At 67.9% G+C, this 18973-nt stretch carries 13 protein-coding genes and 3 pseudogenes; 7 read left to right on the top strand and 9 right to left on the bottom strand.

Translation table 11 applies throughout. The features are described 5' to 3' along the window. Window positions 1-480: 480 nt before the first annotated feature. A pseudogene (locus tag A3Q37_RS37925) lies at window positions 481-549 on the top strand (hypothetical protein); the annotation flags it as partial. Here A3Q37_RS37925 and A3Q37_RS21635 read toward each other — a convergent pair. From A3Q37_RS21635 to A3Q37_RS21645, 5 genes and pseudogenes are all read right to left on the bottom strand, one after another. Next, window positions 543-1340, bottom strand: coding sequence for a transposase (locus A3Q37_RS21635; protein WP_255311893.1), 798 nt, complete (start codon window positions 1338-1340; stop codon window positions 543-545). The pseudogene A3Q37_RS37925 and the gene A3Q37_RS21635 overlap by 7 nt on opposite strands. 118 nt (window positions 1341-1458) lie before the next feature. Then, window positions 1459-1590 (bottom strand): annotated as a pseudogene (locus A3Q37_RS36520) (IS5/IS1182 family transposase); the annotation flags it as partial. 73 nt (window positions 1591-1663) lie between these two features. Next, window positions 1664-2296: pseudogene (locus A3Q37_RS37930) on the bottom strand (IS200/IS605 family accessory protein TnpB-related protein); the annotation flags it as partial. A 202-nt stretch (window positions 2297-2498) separates the two neighbouring features. Next, entirely contained in the window at window positions 2499-2954 is a 456-nt protein-coding gene (locus tag A3Q37_RS36525; protein ID WP_107471576.1) for a PH domain-containing protein, read from the bottom strand. Between the two features lie 33 nt (window positions 2955-2987). Beyond that, a complete protein-coding gene (locus A3Q37_RS21645; protein WP_255311894.1) occupies window positions 2988-9305 on the bottom strand; it encodes an RHS repeat domain-containing protein in 6318 nt (2105 codons plus the stop codon). A 423-nt stretch (window positions 9306-9728) separates the two neighbouring features. Here A3Q37_RS21645 and A3Q37_RS21650 point away from each other — a divergent pair, with 423 nt between their 5' ends. Both A3Q37_RS21650 and A3Q37_RS21655 read left to right on the top strand, forming a co-directional pair. Next, entirely contained in the window at window positions 9729-12749 is a 3021-nt protein-coding gene (locus tag A3Q37_RS21650; protein WP_065487181.1) for a VCBS repeat-containing protein, read from the top strand. Next, entirely contained in the window at window positions 12667-13062 is a 396-nt protein-coding gene (locus tag A3Q37_RS21655; protein ID WP_369691463.1) for an FG-GAP repeat domain-containing protein, read from the top strand. The genes A3Q37_RS21650 and A3Q37_RS21655 overlap by 83 nt, the downstream gene beginning before the upstream one ends. Before the next feature lie 89 nt (window positions 13063-13151). Here the strand turns inward: A3Q37_RS21655 and A3Q37_RS21660 are convergent, their stop codons facing one another. Further along, window positions 13152-13421, bottom strand: a complete 270-nt coding sequence (locus A3Q37_RS21660) for a DUF397 domain-containing protein (protein ID WP_065487185.1) — start codon at window positions 13419-13421, stop codon at window positions 13152-13154. Further along, entirely contained in the window at window positions 13405-14229 is an 825-nt protein-coding gene (locus tag A3Q37_RS21665) for a helix-turn-helix transcriptional regulator (protein WP_065487187.1), read from the bottom strand. The genes A3Q37_RS21660 and A3Q37_RS21665 overlap by 17 nt, the downstream gene beginning before the upstream one ends. An 84-nt stretch (window positions 14230-14313) precedes the next feature. Here A3Q37_RS21665 and A3Q37_RS21670 point away from each other — a divergent pair, with 84 nt between their 5' ends. Next, window positions 14314-14787 (top strand): ATP-binding protein, encoded by a 474-nt coding sequence (locus A3Q37_RS21670; RefSeq protein WP_065487188.1) that lies wholly within the window; start codon window positions 14314-14316, stop codon window positions 14785-14787. Here A3Q37_RS21670 and A3Q37_RS21675 read toward each other — a convergent pair. After that, window positions 14756-15568, bottom strand: a complete 813-nt coding sequence (locus A3Q37_RS21675) for a serine hydrolase (RefSeq protein WP_065487190.1) — start codon at window positions 15566-15568, stop codon at window positions 14756-14758. The two genes, A3Q37_RS21670 and A3Q37_RS21675, sit on opposite strands and share 32 nt — an antisense overlap. Before the next feature lie 94 nt (window positions 15569-15662). Beyond that, a complete protein-coding gene (locus A3Q37_RS21680; RefSeq protein WP_065487192.1) occupies window positions 15663-16571 on the bottom strand; it encodes an aldo/keto reductase in 909 nt (302 codons plus the stop codon). A gap of 47 nt (window positions 16572-16618) precedes the next feature. On the opposite strand from A3Q37_RS21680, the gene A3Q37_RS38355 reads away from it, so the two are divergent. The 3 genes from A3Q37_RS38355 (at window position 16619) to A3Q37_RS21695 (ending at window position 18947) form a co-directional block, all read left to right on the top strand. Next, window positions 16619-17125: a hypothetical protein gene (locus A3Q37_RS38355; RefSeq protein WP_369691464.1), complete on the top strand. Its 507-nt coding sequence runs from the start codon at window positions 16619-16621 to the stop codon at window positions 17123-17125. A gap of 389 nt (window positions 17126-17514) precedes the next feature. Further along, window positions 17515-17931, top strand: a complete 417-nt coding sequence (locus A3Q37_RS21690) for a MerR family transcriptional regulator (protein ID WP_065487194.1) — start codon at window positions 17515-17517, stop codon at window positions 17929-17931. Further along, complete coding sequence (locus tag A3Q37_RS21695; protein ID WP_065487196.1) at window positions 17931-18947, top strand: aldo/keto reductase; 1017 nt, start codon at window positions 17931-17933, stop codon at window positions 18945-18947. The genes A3Q37_RS21690 and A3Q37_RS21695 overlap by 1 nt, the downstream gene beginning before the upstream one ends. Window positions 18948-18973 lie beyond the last annotated feature (26 nt).

Raw genomic sequence — 18973 nt, forward strand, 5'->3', positions numbered from 1 at the left:
GGCCGGATGCGCCCCTCCAGCAGCCGGCCCGGGCCTCCCCCTCCCGGGGGCGATGTCCCTGCCGCCATCGACTGCGCGGGGCCCCTCCCCCTTTTGTGGTCAAGGAAACGGCAACCGCCCTGTCCGTGACAGGTCTGAACCAGGCCACGCAGAGCCTTAAGTAGCTGTTGTCGTTCCGACCTTGAGGGGTGGGCATCGAACGGGAGTCTCGATCGGGTGATCGCGGCCGGCCGTGGGCATGAAGGCAGGGCCTCTTGGTAGCTCGGGGTTGCGAAGCCAACCGAGATCCAGGAGACCCTGTTGCCGCAGTTGTACGTGCTCACGCCGGTGGAGTTCAACTCGGCTGCTCCGTCGTGTGATTGCGTCGCCCACCGGTTCGGGAATGCGGCCGACCATCCGGAGCGTGTTCGGCGGTATCCCTCGGACATGACGGACGCGGAGTGGGCCGTGGTCCGGCCACTCCTGCCGGTGCCGGGCTGGATGCGAGGCCGGGGCGGGCAAACGGAGGCGTACTGCCACCGGGCGATACTGGACGCGATCCGCTATCTGGTGGACAACGGGATCAAGTGGCGGGCGGTGCCGGCCGACTTCCCGCCATGGGACCGCGTGGCCTTGGCGATTGACGTTATGCGGTTGGGGCTGCAGCGGGACCTGCGGAAGATGCGCCAGGACTTCAGGCGGGCGACGCCGCGTTCGACGGGTGCGCGTGCTGCGTCCAGAGCTCGGTTGCGGGTCTTCTCGGTGGTGGTGAGTTCCCGTAGGGGTCTGTTTTTGATGCCCGTGGTCAGCCACGGGCCGGCACCCTGGTAGGCCTGGTAGGCGAGATCGGCCACGATCGGCGCTTCCTGGCGCTCGTAGATCCGGATGATCCGACGGGTGCGGGCGGCGGTCAGGTCGTGGGTGCGGCCCGGCAGGGCGGGCGAGAGCCACAGCAGCCGGCCGTCGGGATCGGTGAGGACCTGTACGTTCACGCCGTGGCGTCGGTGCTTGTGGGAGTAGTCCGCCCGGCCGTCGCCGACCCGGTCGCATTCGGCGAGCGTCCCGTCGAGCAGGACAAAGTCGGGGTCGTGCTCACGCAGCGTCTTCAGCAGGCCCGGTGCACGGGCGGCGAGCAGGTCCACGACCGCGGTGGTGTAGGCATGCGCGGTGGACTCGCTGATCCCGAACGCGGCAGCGATCTTCGCCAGAGTGGTGTGTTCGCGCAGGTACACCAGTGCCACCATCGCGCGCTGTGATGGGCGGAGCTTGCAGCGCCAGTTGCCCTCACGGGTGACGATCAGCATGGTCACCCATTCCACGAGTGCGTGCGGCAGGTCGAGTGCGGCAGGATGGATGACCAACGAGGCCCCCGAGCAGAGTGATTGAGACGTCAGACATCTCGATCAACAGCTCGGGGGCCACGCTCGTTGCGCTTCACGACCCGTCACCCGATCGGTGGCCAACTCGAAGAGGCTCANACACCAGTGCCACCATCGCGCGCTGTGATGGGCGGAGCTTGCAGCGCCAGTTGCCCTCACGGGTGACGATCAGCATGGTCACCCATTCCACGAGTGCGTGCGGCAGGTCGAGTGCGGCAGGATGGATGACCAACGAGGCCCCCGAGCAGAGTGATTGAGACGTCAGACATCTCGATCAACAGCTCGGGGGCCACGCTCGTTGCGCTTCACGACCCGTCACCCGATCGGTGGCCAACTCGAAGAGGCTCAGTGTGCAGGAGTGAGTCCTGGACCCGTGTCCTGGAACTGCGCGCATTCCGAACGGTGTTGGATGCGCTAGTTCCCCGCGTTCTCGTTGTCTCTGTCCGGCAGCGCGCATCGTGTGCATGCCCCGTGAGAGAGCGGTGGCGGGGTTCCTCACGCCCCCGGGCGCCCGTTCCGGCCTGGACGGTCCGATGCCCGGCATCATCGCTCCGGTGATGCTGGGGCGGTGTCGTCCGTCGCCTGATCGGGTGTCCGAGAGTGCGTCTGCCGATGGCGACCGAAGCGGCGTCATGGCGAGTCATGTGACGGTTTTTGCTGGTGAGAGGCTTGCGCCAGTGCTGGTCGCCCCACATCGCTGTGTATGCCGGATCCACCGCGACGATCGCGAGGCCGTGTTCGGCGCCCATGGAGACGATGCGGGCCTTGAGCTTGCTTGTGGGCATGCCGGAGATGAGCCGGCGGAAGCGCTTCTCGCGGGTCTTCTCCGCGGTGAAGTCCAGGTTCTCGATGCCGATCGCCCTCGCGCCGGTCTGCTTGGTCCAGTGCAGGAGCCGGGTGAGGGCGTGCAGGATCTGGGCATCGCAGTGTTCAGCGCTGCGCGGACAGGTCGTGGGCCGACCGGCGGCCCCACCAGGGACGGGATGATCCCGGGCAACCGTACTAACCTCGACGTCTCAGTTGGGGCTGCTGGGTTACTGGGCGAAGCTCAGGAGCGCTTCGCGCGGTCGTCCACCGACCGGTCAGGGACCCTCTCGAATCTCGTGCACGCCTTTCGTGCTGCCACCCGCGCTTCACGCATCACCCTGTGGACTGCCGCCAGTACTGACACAGCAAGACATACTTTGCTTCGAATTTGGGATCATAGCGACTGCTCGTGAATGCGCCTGGAATGGTCAGGGGTCGCCCGCTCATACGCGTGAGGCGTAGATCCCACCATGAACTGCTTCGAGCCGTATGGTGACGCTTCTCGATGTTGGTGACATCGCCCCATGGGATCGATCTTTTCCCAAGGAATCCATTGAATACGACGATGCCATCACGAGTGAGCAAGGATCGACCATATCCCCTGTTGATGACGTAGGCCATCGAGATAATCCACGCGCAGAGGATCGAAAAGACCCACCAGAACGGGCTGGAATCCGTGGAAAGAGTCACTGCGAGCGCGACGCCAGCACAAACGGCCGTCAGGTAGCTGCCCGCCCTCCAGTTCTTGCGCCGCTCTGCCGCATCCAGGGAAATCCAGGCTTCATTCATAGTTGACTCCTCGGCGAGTGGGATATCCGGGATTCACTGTCGACGATTCAAACTGTTTCCACCAATGGTGGCAATGCCAGTCATTACGATCGACCCCCCATCGCTAAGCCGGGAAATTCCTGTGTGGGCGCCCGATATTGCCGCGTATACCAATTGCTCACGAAAAGGCATTCCTGGTGTATTTGAGGCCTGGAAAGCTGACTTGGCGGCCCTGGCGGCCCCGACGGCGGTGCCTGCCCCTACGAGGCTCAGTGCGCCCAAGGCGCAGCTTCCCCACTGTTTCGACACGCACGCATCCACTGTTGTGGCACCCGCTATGGCGAATCCCGCGACCATCGCCGCTGTGGCCACCCAGCCCACCGGACTGAGCATGGCGACTACTCCGAGCCCGACTCCGACCCAGCCCAGTGCCGTGCTGTTTTCCTGGATGAAGTTATGGGCCGCCGAGACCACCTTTCCTCCGGTGGAGTTCCAGGCGCTCCTCCAGAAGCCCTCGTCTTTCTGGTTGCGCTTTTGCTGGGCTTTGGAAGCCGCTCTTCCCTTCCGCATTTCCTCTGCTGCGGCAGCTCGCGCATATTCTTCCTGAGCGGCATAAGTGGTCTGGCCGTACGAGTTGTGGCCGAGGTGCCCATAGGAGTTGTAGCGACCCCTGGAGGGGTCTGCCTTGATGCGCTTCTTGCTTCCCGGTGTCCAGGGGACGTAGGAGCCCGAGTTGCCGGGACTGCCCGGGTTGCCGCCCGAGACCGCCGAGTTGATCTTCTTGGGCTTGTTCGGGACTCCGCCCTTGCCGCAGGTGATCGACTTCCCGCACTCCTCCAACGCCTCACCCGAAGGGTCGGAGAACGTGACGGGGTTGTTGTTGCCGTAGACATATGGGTTGAGCTGCGTCGGGTCGTCCTTGATCAAGAGCGGGTCCACCGACAGGAAGCGGCCCAGGGACGGGTCGTATTCGCGGGCACCGAGGTGGGTGTAGCCGGTGGGGTCGGTGGTGCCGCCGACGAAGCCTCGGTCACCGGGCCAGGAGGTGCTGCCGGTGGTGGAGCGCTGGCCGCCGAAGGGGAGTTGTTTGCGTCGGGTGACGGCCTGGGTCGCGCCCATGGTGATGGCGATCATCGCAGTGCCCTGATGGTCGCCGAAGAGGAACGAGAACCCGCCGCTGGTGCGGACCGCGACCGTTTCGCCGCCGTGCGTGTAGTAGCGGGTGGCGGTCTTCGCGCCGGTCGAGGTGACGTTCAGTTCGTTGCCGCCGGGCAGGTACGCGGTCGTGGAGCCGTCGGCGTTCTTCGCGAGCATGCGGTTGCCGGCCGAGTCGTAGACGTATTCGGTGGTCTTGCCGTCCTCGACGATCTTGGCGAGGTGGCCCTCCACGTCCCAGGTCAGATCCTGGTCGCGTGCGCCACCGGTGCGCTTGGTGATGTTGCCGGCGTCGTCGTAGGTGAAGGACTCCGTCGTGCCGTCTTCCGCCCCACCGGTCGTGGTGACCGAGCGCAGTGCGTGCGGGCGGGTGTCTGTGGCCTTGCCCGCGGTGTGGGTGCGGGTGATGTCCGTGTCGCCGCCGGTGGCGTGCTGGACCTCCTTCGTACGGTTGCTGGCGTCATCGTAGGTGTAGGAGTGCCAGTACGAGTCCGGGCCGCCGACGGTGCCTGCCGAAGGTGCCCCCGCGCAGTTGTCCGCGGGTGCCTTGGCCGTCCATGCCTCGGTCATCCGACGCAGTGCGTCCAGGGCGAAGCACTGGGTGTCGGTGACCGCCGATTCGTCCTGCCCGGACGTGCTGGAGATCCGGGTGGTGTTGCCCGCCAGGTCGTAGCCGTAGCGGGTGTCCTCCACGCGGAGCGCGACGTCGCCGTCGACCGTGGACCGGGTGAGCCGGCCGGTGTGCTCGTCGAACTCCTGGGTGCGGTACACCTTCTGGCCAAGGTGCCCGTACTCGGCACGGACCTGACGGCCGTACACGTCGTAGCGGGTGTCATTGACCAGGACCACTCCGCCCGACGTGGTCTTGAGTGGCAGGTTCCCCTGGCCGAAGACCGTGGTCTGGCGTTCGGAGGGCAGTCCCGCCAGGGCGGGGTGCATCACCCATTCCTGGGCTCCGGTGTACTGGTTGTATCCGAACTTCCACGTATAGGTCCCGGCAGCCGCCCCATCCGGCACTGTCGTAGTGGAGGACGTGGGCTGCCCGAGGTCGGTGTAGCCGTCGACCGTCGTGGTGTATGCCTTGCCGTCCACGTAGCGAGTATCCGACGAGGGCAGCCCTTTGGCCACCGTGTCGTAGGACCAGGCCGCACGCACCGTCGAGCCCTGCTTCAGCTCCTTCTGCCGACTCAGCTCGTCGTAGACCGTGGTGAGCTCGACGCCCCGGGCGTCCGTGGTCTTCACTGGACGGTCGGCGTTGTCGTACGTGGTCTTGGCGGTCCCCTTGTCCGGGTCGTTCGCCTCGATCTGGCGGCCACGCGCGTCGAACTTCCAGGTCCAGGCGATTTTGGCCGGGTCGGTCATCTTCGCCAGCCGACCGTGCTTGTCGTACTCGTAGGAGGTGACCAGGAACTTGGTCCGCGCCGCGTCCGTGTAGTCGTGTGACTCGGTTTTGCGGCCGAGTGCGTCCACGATCGTCGTCGTGGCGGTGCCTCCCTTCGGCGGGATGACCGTGGTGCGGTCGCCCGCGTACTGGGTCAGCGTGCGCTTGGTCTCGTCACCGAACTTCAGCGAGATGACCTCTGTGGCACGGTCCGCACCGTCGTACTTCGTCTCGGTGCCCGCCGGTACCTTGGAGTCGTCTCCGCCGACGAGGGTGGTCGAGGCCGCACCGTTCGCGAAGTAGGAGTCGTAGGTCTTCCAGACCTGCCCGCGGGTGTCGTAGCGGGTCTCGGAGACGACCCGGTTGCCCGCTGAGCCGATTGCCGCGGTCTGGGTCTGCCGCGGGCGCAGCAGGCCGTCATAGAAGGCGTACGAAGTGTCGTATTGGCCGAGGTAGTTGAGGACCTTGCTGGTGACCACGTTCGGCTGGGTGGCGGAGACGCGGTAGGCGAACTCGGCTGAGGGCTGCGTCGGATGGTCGCCCTTGGGCCAGGCCGGGCCCCAGCCCTTGGTGGTCCGGCCGAGCGCGTCGTACTCCAGGTCCATGCGCTTGCCGTTCGCGTCCACCGTCGCCGTGGTCAGCCCGCGGCGCGGGTCGGTGACCACCTTCGTGGTGTGGCCGAGGGCGTTCGTGGAGACCGTCTCCGTCGGTGCCTGGCCGGTGGCCGGGTTGTACGTGACTGTCTTCTTCGCTCCGGCCGCGTCCGTCACTTCGGTCTCACGGCCGTAGCTGTCGTACGCTGCCTTGCTGACCGTGAGGAAGCCGGTGCCCGCGCCGTCGTTCTCGTCGCTGCGGGTCATATCCCCCTTCGTGGGGGCGGCTCCCAGAGTGGTTGAGCCGTCGTAGTACGTGCGTTGGGTCGAGATTAGGTCGGCCGGCAGAGAGGTCGTCGTCCCGCACGTCTTGGCGACCGTCTTCGTCTCGGCAACCGCATGGAGGATGTTGACGCCGGTGTTACGGGCGTACGAGATGGTGGTGCACTTCTCGTCGCCGGTCTTGGCCGTATCGCCCGTCTCGGACTCGGAGGTGACCATGCCGTAGGAGTCGAACTGCCGTGACAGTTCGGTGCGGCGGAGGCTGCCGCCTGTGATCGTGGTGCGTGTCTGGTCCTTCTGTGTGCCGGTCCGGTACGCGTACACGGTCGGCAGGCTGTCCGCCGAGCGGGAGTGCGTCGCGGTGGCCGCCGAGCGCCACGGGGTGTAGGTGGTGGCGGAGATGAGTGGTCCGCCGGAGCCGTTGTATGTGGCTTCCTCGCGGGTCATTCCGCCGAAGGCCTCGCGGTCGGTGGCCTCGTTGCCCTCGCCGTCGGCGACCTTCGCCCCGTCGATGCCTCGGAAGTAGCGGGACTCGTTCAGCGTCTGCGTGCCCTCGGCAGGATCGCCCGTCCGCACCTGGACCCGTTCGTACCCCTTGCGGGAGCCATACGTACGGTGCTTGGCCTTGGTGAACTCGTCGTCCTCCTTGGTCCAGGCAAGCCCGCCCAGATAGGAGTAGTCGGTCCGCTTGACCGGTGCGCCGGAGGTGTCGTCCGACTCCAGGACCTGCGTGACCACATACGAGTGGAACCAGTCCTGATACGGCTCGTAGCCCTCCACCGGTGCGTCCGGCGGCGACCACATCACCGGATAGCAGCGCTTCGTGTTCGAAGCCGCGCTGGGCAGACTGGTCTTCGAGCATTCCTGAGCCGAGTAGGTGACTCCGATCGAGCCGCCCGACTCGGTGGCGACCTTATGGACGCGGTAGCGGTTGTACGCGGGTACCGCGTCCACCGCGCCCGCGACCCGGTTGGGAAGCTGGACGCCGTGGAACGTGGTCTTCGGCAGTGTGATCGTGGTCCCGGCGCTGTGCCCGGTCCGGGTGATCGAGGACAGCCACAGCGGAGGATCGGTGCCGTCCCCGGTGGAGGGGAAGCTGTGCTCCAGCCCCCAGGAGTCGACCTTCTGATAGGCGCCGGCATTCCACACGGAGGTGACCACACCCTTCAGGCGCTTCCGCGTGAAGTACGAGGGCGACGAACCCGACTCGCACGTGGCACCCGACTTGCATACTTGGTCGAACGGCACGTCCGGCCACTTCTTGGCGTTTGCCTCGGTGAGCTTGTCCGCCGCGCAGTCGAACGAGTCGGTGGCCAGGCACCGTTCGGCGACCGTGAAGTCCACCTTCGCGGCCGGCCGGCCGTAGAAATTGGAACTGCGCAGCCCGTACTCGATGCGCTTCAGGTAGCCACCGCGGGTATACGGGGTGAGGGTGCCCTTGTAGTTGGCGTCGATCGCGCGCTGGTAGGAGTTGGATTCCTTGGCCCAGTAGTACGTCATGGCGTTGCCATGCGTGTCGATCACCGCGTCGAGGTTCCAGCGCCAGGCCTGCTGGCACCAGGAGTCCTTGAACGCACTCGCGTGGCAGGGCTCGCCGGACTGGTTGCCGAACACCGGTACGGTCCAGACCGAGTCGGTCTCCTCCTTGCCCGCTGCCCAGCCGTTGGGCCGGTTGTAGCCGAAGTAGTAGGCGGTGCCGTCCGGGGCGGTCACCTTCCAGTACTCGTTGTCGTTGTCCCCGTTGGCCCGCGCGGAGTTCTTCAGAAGCTCCACCCGCGTACCGTCATCGGCCTTCTTCCTCCACACACCGGTGACGTCGTCCTTGACGAGCTCACTGGACGAACCGCCGAGCGACAGCGTGGCGTTGTCCTTCTTCCAGCACTGGTCACCGACCTTGTGCGACGGGTTGTTCCCGCCGGTCTTGTCGTCCTGGCAGGAGGTGTATCGGCGCTCGATGGATCCGGGGGACAGCGACCAGCCGTCACCGATCCAGTTGGCCTGGTTGTTCGTCGCCGCCGTACGGCCGTCGACGGCCTGCGAGGAGTACGAGAGTCCGAGGTCGGGCGTAAGGCCGCCCGGGGCCGTGGGGGTCTCCATCTCATAGGTCCAGGAGAACCCGCCCGAGGAACCGCCGGAATCCCACTTCCCCGACGGGGACAGTGAGGTGGCGGTGAAGTCGCCGTTCGCGCCGGAGGGGGCGGCGGTAACGGCGAGCAGCGTGGCGCCTTCGGCCACGGTGGAGGTGCGGATACGGCTGACCGGGGAGGCCTGCTGCACCGGCTGACCGGTCTCAGCTGCGGACTCGTCGCTGATCCCGGTGGTGAGGTCGGCCGACAGGGTCTTGTTCTTGGGGTCATTGTGCGAGGGGAGGGTCTTGCCAGGCATGCAGCCCTTGTCGCCCGGTGTGGTCAGCGCGCAGACGGGGACCTCGCGCAGCACCAGACGTGAAGCCCAGTCACCGCCGTAGATTCCGGCGAAGGAGGAGTAGTCAAGGGTGAGGCCGACCGTGCCCTTGCCCTCGTCAGTGCCGTGCCCCTGCACCGCGACGAGGATGCCGTCAACGCCCGCTGTGTGGGCAGCGCTTCGGTCGAGAACCTGGACCTGTGCCTGCTCCGGGTCGGCTGCTGCCTTTCGTGGGGCCTTGCCGTGCCTGACCTCGACCGGAAGGGACCCGGCCTTGGACCGGCTGCGCTTGTCTCCGTGTTCGGTGACCGGCACGGTGACGGCGCCGGCGGTAGGCCAACTCGCCTTCTTGGCCGGCGTGAAGGGGCGCTTCGCAGTCTCGTCGGGCTTGTCCAGCTTCGTGCCCTTGACCTCGGAGACAGGCACCGGGTCCGGTTGCTGGAGCTTGCGCAGCTCCAACTCCGCCGCCGCGGCAATCGGGCCGCCCAGCAGGCCGGCCAGCAGATAGGCCACGAGGAGCAGAGCGACAACCCGCGTACGTCGGCCCAGTGTTCCCACTGGATGACGAAACGATGGACGGCGTATCCCGGACAACGATCCCCCCACAGAATCCACACATCATGAAGCAGCGGCCGTGAACGTAACACCGGAAAGTGGCGGCGGGGTCTGCCCGGCAGGGGAGTTGACCATTCCGTTATTAGTCCAAGGTGTGGATATCGTCATTGGTCGGATTCGACCTGCTATTAGACCCGCGTTACCCTGCCGCCTTTTCGAGGAGGGTGCCATGACCTGCACATATGGAAAATCAGGGTAAAACGGATTAGCAGGTATCAATCTCCCACTCATGGATGTTGCGGAAACTTCCTGAAGCTGTACAACCGGTGCCTCATCTCAAGTGTCAGCCCATCAGTCACCCCATTGCCTTGAGGAGAAAATGTGACGAAAATGCGCCCGTGTAAATTCAGGGGGTCTGTTCCCTGGGTGCTGCCCACGGCTCTTTCCCTGGCTCTGCTCCTGATCGCGCCACTAGCCGGAACCCAGTCGGCGGCCGCCGACGAAAAGCCTGCCGAGCCCTCCTTCCAGGAGTACGCCCCGGAAGAGACCCGGGCGCTCGCGACGGCGGCCGACACCGGCGAACCGGTTGAGGTGCTGTCCCAGCGCACCGAGGTCTCGCAGACCTTCGCCAATCCCGACGGCCAGTTCACCGAGAACACCTACGCGATGCCGCAGTGGGTCCGTCAGGACAACAAGCTGGTGGAGATCGACACCGCCCTGGTGAAGAACGAGGACGGGACACTCTCGCCCGGGGCGACAGAGGTCGGCATCCGCTTCTCCGGCGGCGGCGACGGACCGCTCGCCACCGTCGTGCGGAACGGCCGCTCGATGTCCGTGGGTTGGCCCCGGCCACTCCCGAAGCCGGTGGTCGAGGCGGATTCCGTCACGTACCCGGAGGTCCTTGACGGCGTGGACCTGAAGCTCAAGGCGCACAACGGCGGCTACAACCAGGTCCTGGCCGTCAAGAACGCCGAGGCTGCGAAGAACCCGGAGCTGACCGAGCTCGACTTCGGCCTGGAAACCAAGGGGCTGAAGGTCGAAGTGGACGAGCACGGCAATGTCCGGGCCCTGGACCCCGCCGGGCAGGAGGTGTTCACTGCCCCCACGCCGCGCATGTGGGACAGTGGCGACCCGCCTGCCCAGGCGCCGGCGGCCCGTACCTCCGGCCGGGCGTCGACCCCGCCGCCCCCGCCCACCCCGGATGCGTTCGAGCCCGCATTCGGGGCCCGCGACGCCGCCATGGAGGTCAAGGTGGCGGACGACAGTCTGACGATCCTCCCGGACATGGAGCTGCTGAACGGCGAGAACACGCGGTACCCCGTCTACATCGACCCGGCCGTCCAGGGATCACGGCATTCCTGGGGCATCATGTACAAAAAGCACCCGAACACGTCCTTCTTCAACGGGGCAGGCTTCAACGGCGGCACCACCACTGCCCGCGCCGGATACGAGAACGTCACCAACGGCCTGGCGCGCTCGTACTTCCGCATGAACACCAAGAACCTCCAGGACAAGAACCGGGTCATCAGTTCCTCCCGCTTCCAGATCAGGAACACCTGGTCCTGGTCGTGCGAGAACCGCGGCATTCAGCTGTGGCACACCCAGTACCTCCAGTCCAGCCACACGTGGAACAAGCAGCCCGGCAAGCTCTACACCCTGGACACCGTCAATGACTCCAAGGGATACAGCAGCAGCAGTTGCCCTGCGGGGAACCTCGCCTTCGACACCACGCGCGCGGCGAAGGACTCCCAGGCCGGCACTTGGAACACTCTGACGCTCGCGCTGGCGGCCTCGAGCGAGACGGATGTGTACGGCTGGAAGAAGTTCGACGCCAAGACTGCAGTCATGTCGACCACTTACAACACCCGCCCCGCCGTGCCCTCGGCGCTGGACACCATTCCCAGCACCAAGAACAGCAAGGGCTGCGGCAACGTGGCGCCCTACGGCCTCATCGGGAACACGGACGTCTACCTCACCGCCAAGGGCAGTGACGGCGACGGCGGCACCGTGAAGGTGAAATTCCACCTCTGGCCCACCGGTCACCACCCCAACGACGACCCCAAGGGAGTCATCGTCGTCGACGAAACCGTCACCGTAACCTCCGGCACGGTAGCCAAACTCAAGGTCACCAAGGCCAAGTTGACCCCCCACATAGCCAAGGCGAATGGCAACTTCTCCTGGAAGGCGCAGGCCAACGACGGCTCCCTCTTCTCCGACTGGAACCCCACACAGGGCGCGCCCGGGTGCCGTTTCGTCTTCGACCCCAACCGGCCCAGCTCGCCTCCTGGGGTCACCTCCACGCAGTTCCCCGACGGCAGTGACGGCTGGCCCGCGGTCACCGGAAAGGTGCGCACGGAGGGGACTTTCACCCTCTCCAGCGGCGGAGTGGCGGACGTCGCCTCGTATCAGTACTGGACCGACACGGATGGCACGCGCCGGACGGCCACCCCGGGCAGCGCGGGCGGCTCCGTGAACATCAAGCTCACCCCGACCGCCACGGGGGCCAACCAGCTGTACGTCATCAGCCGTGACAAGGTCGGCAACTCCTCCGACACCGCCACCTACCTCTTCTATGCCAACGGTCCCACCACCCGGGACAAGGCCGGAGACATCAACGGCGACGGCAACGCCGACCTGTGGGCCATCGACAAGGACGGTACCCTTCGCCGCTTCTACGGCAATGGCACCGGCTCGGTCGCCGAGGCGTCCGCTCCCGCGAGTGACTTCACGTGGAACGCGACCGCCATCACCCACCGCGGCGACTGGAACAACGACGCGTACGAGGACCTCATCGCACTCAGGCCGGACGGGACGGGCGGCACCCACCGGCTGTGGATGTACCCCAACAGCGGTTATGGGTTCGCCTGCACCGACTGCACGGACCTGGTGCGGCAGGAGCTGACCGTCTACGATCCCGCCAACAACCACTGGAAGGACGGGGTCAAGCAGATCCTCGCCATCGGCGACGTCGACGGCGGCCTGGACGTGGACGGCGACGGAGTCGAGGACGTCGCGGGCCACCCGGACCTGCTCGTCAACGACGGCGAGTTCCTCTGGCTCTACTACGGCAATCCCGACTACCGGCTGGACAGCGACCGGGACCCCGTCCTTCTGGCCGGGCCCGACGACCCGATCGCCGAAAGCGCCTCCACGTTGAACGAGGTGACCCTGGCGGCCCCTGGCGACTACAACGGTGACGGGCGGGAGGACCTGCTCGTGCGCTACGACCGTCCGGACGTCGGAGGTCTCTACGTGTTCCACGGAAGGGAGACGGACGAGGGCTTCGACATCAGCCTCACCGACCGGACCGCCATCGGCAGCAACTGGAGCGTCAACACCGTGCCCCGCTTCACGGCGGCACCCGATGCCAACAACAACGGGAAGTTCGACCTCTGGGCCACCACTCCCGGCANTGACCCTGGCGGCCCCTGGCGACTACAACGGTGACGGGCGGGAGGACCTGCTCGTGCGCTACGACCGTCCGGACGTCGGAGGTCTCTACGTGTTCCACGGAAGGGAGACGGACGAGGGCTTCGACATCAGCCTCACCGACCGGACCGCCATCGGCAGCAACTGGAGCGTCAACACCGTGCCCCGCTTCACGGCGGCACCCGATGCCAACAACAACGGGAAGTTCGACCTCTGGGCCACCACTCCCGGCAGCGGACGCCTGCGCTTCTTCGCCGACTACACCGCTAGCGGACACACCACCGTGTCCGGCGTTTCGGACGCGTTCCTCGACTACCAGTCCATCGGCTGACAGGTTGCCGGGCCGATGACCGGCTGACCCCGGAGGCGGCGGACGGAGCCCGACAAGGCCCCGGCCGCCGCCTCATCGCGTGGGTCGCGTCAGCGCAGCCCGTCCACGAACGCCTGCCAGGCGGGGGCCCCGAGGACGATGGCGGGGCCGGTGGGGTTCTTGCTGTCGCGGACGGGGACGGAGCCGCAGGGGGGGGTGGCGGCGACCTCTACGCAATCGCCGCCGGTGTTGCCGCTGTACGAGGACGTCCGCCAGGCCGCGCCGCCGGTCACGGTGCACTCGACGCACTCGCCGCCGGTGTTGCCGCTGTAGCTCGACTTGCGCCAGTCCGCGTTCGTCAGGTCAGGGCCGTGCTCCATAACGCTCCTCCATCACGCGGCTGATCCGCGCCACCGATTCCTCGACGGAGAGTGCGGTGGCCTGGAGGTGAGCGTATCGGAGCGAGCCCTCCCTGACCGTCTCGGGGTTGGCCGTCATATGGCCGGAGATCAGGTCCTCGGTGTAGATGATGTCCGGGTCGTCGTCGAAGCGCATCCCGGTGAATGAGCCGGCCAAGCTCGCGTGTTCGCCCGCCTCGAACGGCAGTACCTGGATCCGCATCCAGCGGTGCGTCGCGAAATCCAACAACTTCTGGAGTTGGGCCCGCATCACCTCGTTGCCGCCGATCGGCCGGTACAGCACGGACTCGTCCAGGATCGCCCACGCCAGCGGCGGCTTCTCCCGCTCCAGGATGCGCTGGCGCTCCATGCGGGCCGCCACCAGTGCATCCAGGTCCTTCGGCATACCGGTGGCCAGGACCGCCCGCGCGTACTCCTCCGTCTGCAACAGCCCGTACACCAACTGCGCCTGGTACGTGGAGATGTACGCGGCCCTCGCCTCCATGTCCGCGAACGGCTGGAACCACGTCGGCAGTTGGCTTCGCAGTACCAGGCCCACCAGGCGGGAGAACGTCCCGTCCGTGCCCAGGGCCGCGTCCACGCGCTCCGAGAAGTCGCGGGTGGGGATCTTCTTCGTCGTCTCGATCTGGCCGATCAGCGAGCCCGTGCAGAAGATGCTCGTACCCAACTGCGGCTGCGTCAGGCCGTGTGCCTCACGTTGACGGCGCAACTCCGAGCCGTAGTAGGCGAGTGGTGAAGCGTCGGGATCGAGTTTCTGGATGTTGGCCACGGCGACGGACCTCCGGGTGCAACGCCTCGCGGCGTTCGTTTCGGTACGTAGCCGAGCGTAGCCAGTCCGTCGCAGCCTGGTGACATGAATCACGTAGTTGTCCCCCGGAGGAATCCCGGGGAGCCCATCTATCGCGCCGACTTCGCCCTCGGCGAGCACTCCGCCCAGCATCTGCGCCGCGTCCTGCGGCTCTACCTCAAGGCCTGGGAGCTGCCGTTCCTCGCCGATGCAGCGGAGCTGGCACTCACCGAGCTGATCGCCAACGTCGTGCGGCACGTACCCGACCGGCGCGGCCAGACCCTCATCTTCCGGCTGCCGCGCGGCGAGGGTGTGCGCGTCGAAGTCGCGGACAGCAGCCCCGTCGCGCCCCTCGCCATCACGGGCGATCCGCTGGACGACGGGGGCCGCGGGCTCGTTCTGGTCGATGCCGTCACCGACGAGTGGGGCGTCATCAAGCGGTGGGACGGCGGCGGGAAGACCGTCTGGTTCGAGTGCCTGACGCCGCCCGAACGGGGCGGCAGCCGGTTCAGGACAGCTCGGCCAGAACCGCGTCCGTGAACGGGGTCCAGGCCTCCGCCGCCCACGGGCCGAAGGCGCGGTCCGTCAGGGCGACGCAGGCCGCGCCCACGACCGGGTCGATCCACAGGAACGTGCCCGACTGGCCGAAGTGCCCGAAAGTGGAGGGGGAGGAGGAAGTCCCCGTCCAGTGCGGGGACTTGGAGTCGCGGATCTCGAAGCCGAGGCCCCAGTCGTTCGGGCTCTGGTGGCCGTAGCCCGGCAGGACGCCCTTGAGGCCCGGATGGACGACGCTCTGGGCCTCCAGGACCGTACGCGGGTCGAGCAGGCGTGGGGCCTGCACCTCGGCGGCGAAGCGGACCAGGTCGTCGACCGTCGAGACGCCGTCGCGGGCGGGGGAGCCGTCCAGGGTCGTGGAGGTCATGGACAGGGGTTCCAGGACCGCCTGGCGCAGGTACTCCGCGAACGGGATGCCGGACGCCTTCGAGATGTGGTCGCCCAGCACCTCGAAGCCCGCGTTGGAGTACAGGCGGCGGTTGCCGGGCGGGGCCGTCACCCGGTGCTCGTCGAAGGCGAGGCCACTGGTGTGGGCGAGGAGATGGCGGACCGTGGAGCCCTCGGGCCCGGCCGGCTCGTCCAGCTCGACAGCCCCCTCCTCGTACGCCACCAGCGCCGCGTAGGCCGCGAGCGGCTTGGTGACCGAGGCGAGGGGGAAGCGGTGGCCGGTCGGCCCGTGCGTGCCGAGGACCGTGCCGTCCGCCCGTACGACGGCGGCCGCCGCGGTCGTGACCGGCCAGGTGTCGATGATGCGCAGGCTCTCCATGCCTCCGAGCCTAACGGCCGCCCCGGACACCCCGCCCCGGCACCCCGCCCCGGGGCCCGGGGCTGCCGCTCACCCGCTCACCCGCGAGGTGCGATCACGCTGTTTCGTGGGTTACGGAGTCCAGCGTGGCGAGTTCGTCCTCCGACAGCCGCAAGGAGCCGGCCGCCACGTTCTGGGCGAGGTGGTCCAGGTCGCCGGTGCCGGGGATGGGCAGGACGTGGGCGCCCTGGTGCAGGGTCCAGGCCAGCCGGATCTGGGCCTCGCCGACCCCGTGGGCGCGGGCGACAGCACGCACCTCGGGGCTGTCGCCGGCCGTCGCCCCGGTCTCGCGTCCGGTGCCGGCGATCGAGTAGAACGGCACGAACGCGATGCCCTGTTCACCGCAGAGGTCCAGGAACTCCGCGTGTTCGCGTGACGCGCCGATGCCGTACATGTTCTGCACGCACACCACGGGCGCGATGGCCTGGGCCTCCGCCAGGTGGTGCGGGCGGATGTTGGACAGGCCCAGGTGGCGGATGAGGCCCGCCTCCCGCAGTTCGGCGAGCGCGCCGAAGCGTTCGGCGATCGCGTCGGTGCCGACGATGCGCAGGTTCACCACGTCGAGGTGGTCGCGGCCGAGCTGGCGCAGGTTCTCCTCGACCTGGCCGCGCAGCTGCCCGGGGCCTGCATGCTCCATCCACCGGCCCGAAGGGTCCCGGCCGGGGCCGACCTTGGTGGCGATGACGAGGTCGTCCGGGTAGGGCGCCAGAGCCCGGTTGATCAGCTCGTTCGCGCTCCGCAGTGCCGAGAAGTAGAACGCGGCGGTGTCGATGTGGTTCACGCCCAGCTCGACCGCGCGGCGCAGTACACCGATCGCCTGGTCGCGGTCGCGCGGCACGGCATCGGCCGAGAGCGCCGCGCCCGTCTGGGGCAGCCGCATCGCGCCGAAACCGATCCGGTTCACGGTCCGGTCGCCGAGCTTCCAGGTGCCCGATGCCGCCGCGTTGATCATCTGTGAGGTCATGGCGGGATGATCTCCGAACGGTAGGCCGGCCCGCCATTGATTCACGTATGCGCGAATCCATCGACGCGAATCCATCGGGGGTGGTCGTCCTGGCGGAGCTGTCGTTCTCGGCGAGTGATCCGGCGCAGGTACGGTTCGCCGTCTCGTCGATGTGGGAGGTGGCGCCCAGCTTCCGGCTGCTGCGGGCCCGCGCGGTGCATCCGGTCCACCGGGCCTGGACGGACCAGGTGCGGCCTCGGCCGACGGCCGCCGGACTGGACCGCGGCCGGCTCTCCGAGCTGATCCCGCCCTCCGGTTACGTCCCCGACTTCCTCAACCCGGCCCCCGCCGGACCGGCCCCCGCACCTCAGGCGGAGTGGCGGGCCATCCGGGCCTCGGCCACCGGCCGGGTGCGCCAGGACCTCGACCACCTGGCCCGCCACCGGGGCACCCTCGGCCCGCGGCTGCGGACGCTGCACGCCGACCCGGACGCCCGCCTGGGGAAGCTCACGGGCGAGCTCGAAGCCTATGGGGAGGTGGCGCTCGCCCCGTACCGGGCGCGGGGCTGCTCCTGATCCCCTCGGTCTTCACCGGGCCGGGGCTGCGCACCCGGACGACACCGCCGGACCCACCGCAGATCGCCTATCCCGCACGCGGCGTCGGCACCCTGTGGCAGCAGCGGCGCACTCCCCGGGCCGACGCCCTCGCCGCCGTACTCGGACGTTCGCGAACCCTGCTCCTGACCGAGCTGGACGCCCCCGCCTCCACCACACACCTGGCCCACCGCACCGGGCTCTCACCGGCCGGGGACTCCCGACAGCTCACCGCGCTGCGCGACGCGGGCCTGGTCAGCGCCCACCGAGCCGGCCGCTCCGTCCTCTACGCCCGCACCGCCGCGGCCGAGACCCTCCTCGCCGCCGCATCCGCTTGCTTCGAGTGCACTCCAAGGATCTAGCGTGGGGGCATGAAGGGCACGGGCACAGGTACAGGCACGGACAAGGGCAGTTACAGCATCAGCGAGGTCGTCGCCCTCACCGGGCTCACCGCGCACACCCTGCGCTGGTACGAGCGGATCGGGCTCATGCCCCACGTCGACCGCTCGCACACCGGCCAGCGCCGCTTCAGCAACCGCGATCTCGACTGGCTGGCCTTCGTCGGCAAGCTGCGGCTGACCGGGATGCCCGTCGCCGACATGGTGCGGTACGCGGAGCTGCTGCGCGAGGGGGAGTCCACCTTCGAGGCACGGCGGGAACTGCTGGAGGCGACCCGCCGCGATGTGATCTCGCGGATCGCGGAGCTCCACGACACCCTCGCCGTCCTCGACCACAAGATCGAGTTCTATGCGGGCGCCTGCCGGGCGCCGGAAAGGCACAGTGCCTGATGACTGTTGACAAGATCGCCACCGTGGAGCTGGGAGCGGGCGGACCGCGGGTCGGTGTCCAGGGCCTCGGCTGCATGGGCATGAGCGAGTTCTACGGCGACACCGACGAACGCGCCGCCCGCGACACCCTGGACGCGGCCCTGGAGGCGGGCGTCACGCTCCTCGACACCGCCGACGCCTACGGGCGCGGGGCCAACGAGGAGTTCCTCGCCCCGTTCGTCGGGGCCCACCGGGACGAGATCACCCTCGCCACCAAGTTCGCCCTCGTCCGCACCGACGACCCCCACTACCGGGGCATCAGCAACGACCCCGCGTACATCCGTACCGCCGTCGAGGCGAGCCTGCGCCGGCTGAACACCGACGTCATCGACCTCTACTACATGCACCGCCGCGACCCGGCCGTCCCGCTCGCCGAATCGATCGGCGCGCTGGCGGAGCTGGTCCGGCAGGGCAAGGTCAAGCAGCTCGGGCTGAGCGAGGTCACCGGCCCCGAACTGCGCGAGGCGCACGCCGTGCACCCGATCGCCGCCCTCCAGTCGGAGTGGTCCCTCTTCAGCCGGGACGTCGAGCGGAGCGCCGTCGGCGCGGCGGCCGAACTCGGCGTCACGCTCGTCCCGTACTCCCCGCTCGGCCGGGGCTTCCTCACCGGGGCCTTCACCGACGCGGGCAAGGACCTGACCGAGGGCGACTTCCGCAAGCACCAGCCCCGGTTCACCGGCGACAACGCCCGGACGAACGCGGCCCTGCTGGAGCCCGTCCACAAGATCGCCGCCGCGCACGGGGCGACGGCCGCGCAGGTGGCCCTCGCCTGGGTCCAGCAGCGCGCCGACGTCCACGGCCTGAACGTGGTCCCGATCCCCGGCACCCGCAAGCGCGGCCGCCTCCTGGAGAACGTCGCGGCGACCCGGCTGACCCTGACGGCGGACGAACTGGCCGCGCTGGAGCCGATCGCGGGGCGGGTGGCGGGGGACCGCTACCCGGACATGAGCAGTACGTCGGCGGCGCGGGAGGAGTAGCCCGGAGGCGTACGGGGTGATCGCCT

It is taken from the genome of Streptomyces sp. PTY087I2 (assembly GCF_001687325.1).
Classification (GTDB): domain Bacteria; phylum Actinomycetota; class Actinomycetes; order Streptomycetales; family Streptomycetaceae; genus Streptomyces.